We start from the raw sequence: 4,561 nt of genomic DNA, 5'->3' as shown, positions 1-4,561 counted from the left end.
GAGCAGCGAGCAGCGGGTGACGGGCAGCGGAGAGCGAGTGGCGGGCAGTGGGCAGTGGGCAGCGGAGAGTGAGTGGCGGGTGGCGGGTGGCGGGCAGTAGGGAGCGGGCAGCGAGTAGCGGGCCGGGGCGAGGTGGAGTTGCTCCCGGTCGGGCTCGTCGCGCGACTTGGCTTCCGGGCGGGGTGGCGAGGGCCGAGGGCCGGGGATCGGGATCGGGGCCGGGGGCCGAGAGGAGCCCACCGGCCCGGTGCCTGCGCCCCGCCCCCTCAAGCCGCGTGCGCCTGCATCCGGTGCGTGCCCGCCGCGCTGCCCTTGCGCTTGAGCCGGTGCAGGAACGCCAGCACCTGCGCCACCGGGCCGAACATCTCGAACGGGATCTCGTGGCCCACCTCGCACGCCTTGTGCAGCGCCCGCGCCAGCGGCACGTCCTGCACGATCGGCACGCGGTGCTCGGTCGCCAGTTCCCTGATCTTCGCCGCGATCGCGCCCGCGCCCTTCGCCACCACCCGCGGCGCGCCCCGCGCCGGGTCGTAGCGCAGCGCCACCGCGATGTGCGTCGGGTTCACCAGCACCACGTCCGCGTTCGGCACCTCGGCCATCATCCGGTTCCGGCTCATCTGCATCTGCTTCGACCGGATGGCCCCCTTGAGCTGCGGGTCGCCCTCGGACTGCTTGTGCTCGTCCTTGACCTCCTGCTTGGTCATCTTGAGCTCCTTGTGGATGCGCCGCTTCGCCACGGCGTAGTCCACGACCGCCATCACCAGCCCGCCGATCGCCGCCAGCCGCAGCAGCGACATGGCCGTGCCCGTGGCGACGTCCGTCAGCGCCGCCAGCGACAGCGACCCCGACGCCACCACCGACGGCACCAGCCCGCTGACCGACACGTACAGCAGCGCCGCCAGCAGCGAGGTCTTGATGAGCGTCTTCAGCGCCTCCCACAGCGAGTGCGGGCCGAACATGTTCTTGATGCCCTTGAGCGGGTTGAGCTGGGTGAACTTCGGCTTGAACTGCTTGGTCGACATCCGCAGCGTGCCCTGCAGCCCGGCCGCCACCAGGGTCGCGACGATGATCGTCAGCGACAGCGGCAGCACCGCCAGCGCCCCGTCGAGGACGCCGTCCTTCACGATCGCCACCGCCAGCGCGGGCTCCGGCGCCGCCATGAACCCCGCGGCCTTCTTCAGCAGCCCCTGCCCGATGTCCAGCAGGCCGGTCAACGTCATCGGCAGCGTCCAGGTGGCCCCCAGGATGCCCAGCCACGTCCCCAGGTCGGGGGTGCGGGCCATCCGGCCCTCGCGCTTGGCGTCCCTGACCTTCTTGGCTGTGGGTTCCTCGGTCGCGTCCTTGTTCTTCCCGCTCACGCCCCGCTCACCTCCCGATCGCCTCCATCACGGCGGACGCCGCGTGCTTCGCGATGTTCTCCACGCTCATGGGCAGCATGGGCATCGTCAGCCCGATCAGCACCAGCGTCAGGCCGATCTTGGCCGGGAACCCGATCTGGAACGGGTTCAGCGCTGGCGCGATGCGGTTGAGCAGGCCCAGGCCCACGTCCGCGCAGAACAGCACCACGATCAGCGGCCCGGCGATCTGCGCCGCCGACAGCAGCAGCTGCCCGAGCCCGGTGGTCAGCAGCGTCCCCAGCCTGCCCAGCGACAGCCCGCCGTCCAGGGGGATCGCGTCGTACGACAGGGTGAACCCCCGGATGATCACCTGGTGCGAGCCGGTGACGAACAGCAGCGTCGTGGCCAGCAGGCCGTAGAAGCGGCCCAGCACCGCGTTGTTGCCGGAGAACGACATCGGGTCGAACGCGAACGCGAGCGAGAAGCCGCCGAACACGTCCAGCAGGTCGCCCGCGGCCTGCACCCCGGCGAAGATCACCGCGGTGAGGAACCCGAGCCCCGCGCCCACCACGACCTGCTCGCCCGCCGCGATGACCAGCGACCAGGTGTCCAGCGAGGGCACGCTGCCCGCGGACAGCCTGGGCACCACCGGGAGCGCCAGCCCCACGGCGAGCATCCCCTTGACCGTCATCGGGATGGCCTTGCCGTTGAACGGCGGGCACACCATCAGCCAGGCGGCGGAGCGGGTCGCGGCCAGCAGCAGCGCGACCAGGACGTTGACGCCGATGTCGAGGTTCACGCCGCGCTCAGCCCGAGACCAGTGCCGGGATGCGGCCGAACAGGTCGGTGGTGAACGTGATGATCTCGTGGACCATCCAGCTGCCGCTCAGCAGCAGCGCCACGCACACCCCGGCCGCCTTCGGCACGAACGACAGGGTCACCTCCTGGATCTGGGTGACCGACTGGAACAGCGAGATCGTGAACCCGATCAGCAGCGCGGTCAGCAGGACCGGCGCGGCGAGCTTCGCCGTGATCATCATGGCGTTGGAGCCGAGTTCGACGACGGTGGTGTCATTCATCAGGGGGTCCCCTAGTTGTACGTGGCGACGAGCGCGGTGATGACCAGGCCCCAGCCGTTGGCCAGCACGAACAGCAACAACTTGAACGGGAGCGCCACCGTGACGGGTGGCAGCATCATCATTCCGAGTGACATCAAGGCGGCGGAGACCACCATGTCGATGACCAGGAACGGGATGTAGAGCACGAACCCGATGATCATGGCGGCGCGCAGCTCCGAGAGCACGAACGCCGGGATCAGCGTGGTCAGCGGCACCGACTCCGCGTTCGCGGGCTTCTCCTGGCCCGAGACCTTGGTGAACAGCGCGATCTCCTCGGGGCGCGTCTGCTTCACCATGAACTCGCGCAGCGGCTTCGAGCCGTCCTCGAACGCCTGCTCGGTGCTCTTCTCGCCCTTCAGGTAGGGCTGGATGCCCTGGTCGTTCACCTCGGACGCGACCGGGCCCATGATGAACAGGCTCAGGAACAGCGCCAGGCCCGCGAGCACCTGGTTCGGCGGGACCGTGGTCAGGCCCAGCGCGTTGCGGGTGATGCTGAGCACCACGAACACCTTGGTGAAGCTCGTGCACAGCAGCAGCAGCGCGGGCGCGACCGACAGCACGGTCAGCGCGATGAGCACGGTCAGCGAGTCGCTCGGCTTGCCGCCGCCCACGGTGATGTTGACGCTGTTGCCGCTGTCGCCGGTGGTGGCCCCGCCCTCGGTGGGGGCGGTGGGCTCGACCGGCGCGGTGGGCTCGGTCGGCTGGGCCGCGAGCAGCCCGGCGACCGGGGAGGACGCCAGCGCGGCGGGCCGCGCGACGGGCTCGGCCGAGGCGGCGAGCGCGGTGGGGGAGGCGATGAGCAGCAGCACGAGGGCCGCGAACCCCGCGGCGAGCAGCGCCGCCAGCCGCCTCACGGGCGGACCGATCGCTCGCGCAGCGCCTCGAAGGCCTGCTTCCAGGTCTGCGGCGACAGCGCCGACCCGGCCAGCGCGGAATCGGACCCGGCGGGCGTGGACCCGGCGGGAGTGGACCCGGTCTGCTCCTGCGCGGCGCCCGACTTGGCGCCGGACTTGGCGGACCGCTTCTGCGCGGAGCGCGCCTTCGGCACGGACGCGCCCCCGGCGGCGGGCTTCTCGGCGGCCAGCTCCTCGGCGCTGGGACCACCGGCCTGCTCGAACGCCTCGGCGAACGCGGCGCCCTTGTCCGCGGCGGGCGTTCCGGACTCCTCTGCCGTCCCAGCCACCCCGGACACCCCGGTCGCGACGACCTCCGCCGCGAGCACCTCGGCAGCCGCGCCGTCCGCAGCCGCCTCGGCGGAAACCTCACCCGATCCAGCGACCACGTCCCGCAGCGCCGCACCCGATCCGGTCGACCCCGAGGGCAGCGCGGGGACCTGCGCGCCAGCCGCCCCGACCAGCGACTGCGTGCCCACCCCCGCCCCGCCCCGGCGCCTGCCCAGCAGCCGCCCGAACGCCTCGCCGACCGGCACCGAGCCCAGCCCGCGCTTCGCGTCGGCGTCCGCCGCGGTCTCCCGCAGCCGCTCGACGTCCAGCGCGACCCGCTCGACCCGCTCGCCCGCCTCGGCGTACTCCTGCGCGTCGGTCGACATCAGCAGGTTCACCCCGCCGTCCGCGACGCCGATCACCAGCGCCTTGTCGTGCACCCGCACGACCGCGACCATCGAGCTCCGGCTCAGCTGGGCCCGGTCCAGCACCTGGAGCCCGCGCCCGCCCAGCTTGCCGCCGACCGGCTTGTTCCTCACGAGCTTGCCCAGGCCCCACATGAGGCCGAAGACCACGACCAGTGCGATGACGACGCGCAGAGCGGTCTCCACTACCTGACCTCCTGGCCGGTGTCGCCGGGCTTGATGATCTCGGTGACCCGGATGCCGAAGTTCTCGTCGATCACCACGACCTCGCCGCGCGCGATGAGCCTGCCGTTGACCAGCAGGTCCGCCGGGCTGCCCGCCGCGCGGTCCAGCTCGATGACCGCGCCGTTGCTCAGCGACAGCAGCTCCCGCACGGTCAGCCGGGTCCGGCCCAGCTCGGCGGTCACCTCCATCTCCACGCCGTGCAGCAGCTCCAGCCCGCCCTCGCGGGGCGCCGCGATCGCGACCGCCGCGGGCACCTCCTCGACGACCTCGGCCACGTCCTCGGCGGGCACGGC

Annotated in this window: 6 protein-coding genes; all 6 read right to left on the bottom strand. The window is 72.0% G+C overall.

All coding sequences use genetic code 11. The annotated features are described in order from the left end of the window. Positions 1-266: 266 nt before the first annotated feature. Positions 267-1,358 (bottom strand): EscU/YscU/HrcU family type III secretion system export apparatus switch protein, encoded by a 1,092-nt coding sequence (locus ACTUAL_RS24630; RefSeq protein ID WP_096492832.1) that lies wholly within the window; start codon positions 1,356-1,358, stop codon positions 267-269. A gap of 7 nt (positions 1,359-1,365) precedes the next feature. Continuing rightward, a complete protein-coding gene (locus tag ACTUAL_RS24625; protein WP_096492833.1) occupies positions 1,366-2,136 on the bottom strand; it encodes a flagellar biosynthetic protein FliR in 771 nt (256 codons plus the stop codon). Between the two features lie 7 nt (positions 2,137-2,143). Continuing rightward, entirely contained in the window at positions 2,144-2,416 is a 273-nt protein-coding gene (gene fliQ, locus ACTUAL_RS24620; RefSeq protein WP_096492834.1) for a flagellar biosynthesis protein FliQ, read from the bottom strand. 11 nt (positions 2,417-2,427) lie between these two features. After that, the gene (gene fliP, locus ACTUAL_RS24615) at positions 2,428-3,309 is read right to left on the bottom strand and encodes a flagellar type III secretion system pore protein FliP (RefSeq protein WP_440901920.1); all 882 of its coding nucleotides are present in this window, start codon (positions 3,307-3,309) and stop codon (positions 2,428-2,430) included. Then, positions 3,306-4,229 (bottom strand): FliO/MopB family protein, encoded by a 924-nt coding sequence (locus tag ACTUAL_RS24610; protein ID WP_096492836.1) that lies wholly within the window; start codon positions 4,227-4,229, stop codon positions 3,306-3,308. Before ACTUAL_RS24610 ends, fliP begins: the two co-directional genes overlap by 4 nt. Beyond that, the coding region (gene fliN / locus ACTUAL_RS24605) for a flagellar motor switch protein FliN (protein WP_440901919.1) at positions 4,229-4,561 on the bottom strand (333 nt) is incomplete at its 5' end. The genes fliN and ACTUAL_RS24610, both read right to left, overlap by 1 nt.

The sequence above is a fragment of the Actinosynnema sp. genome, from assembly GCF_052038725.1.
This window is presented reverse-complemented; position numbering and strand designations above follow the sequence as displayed.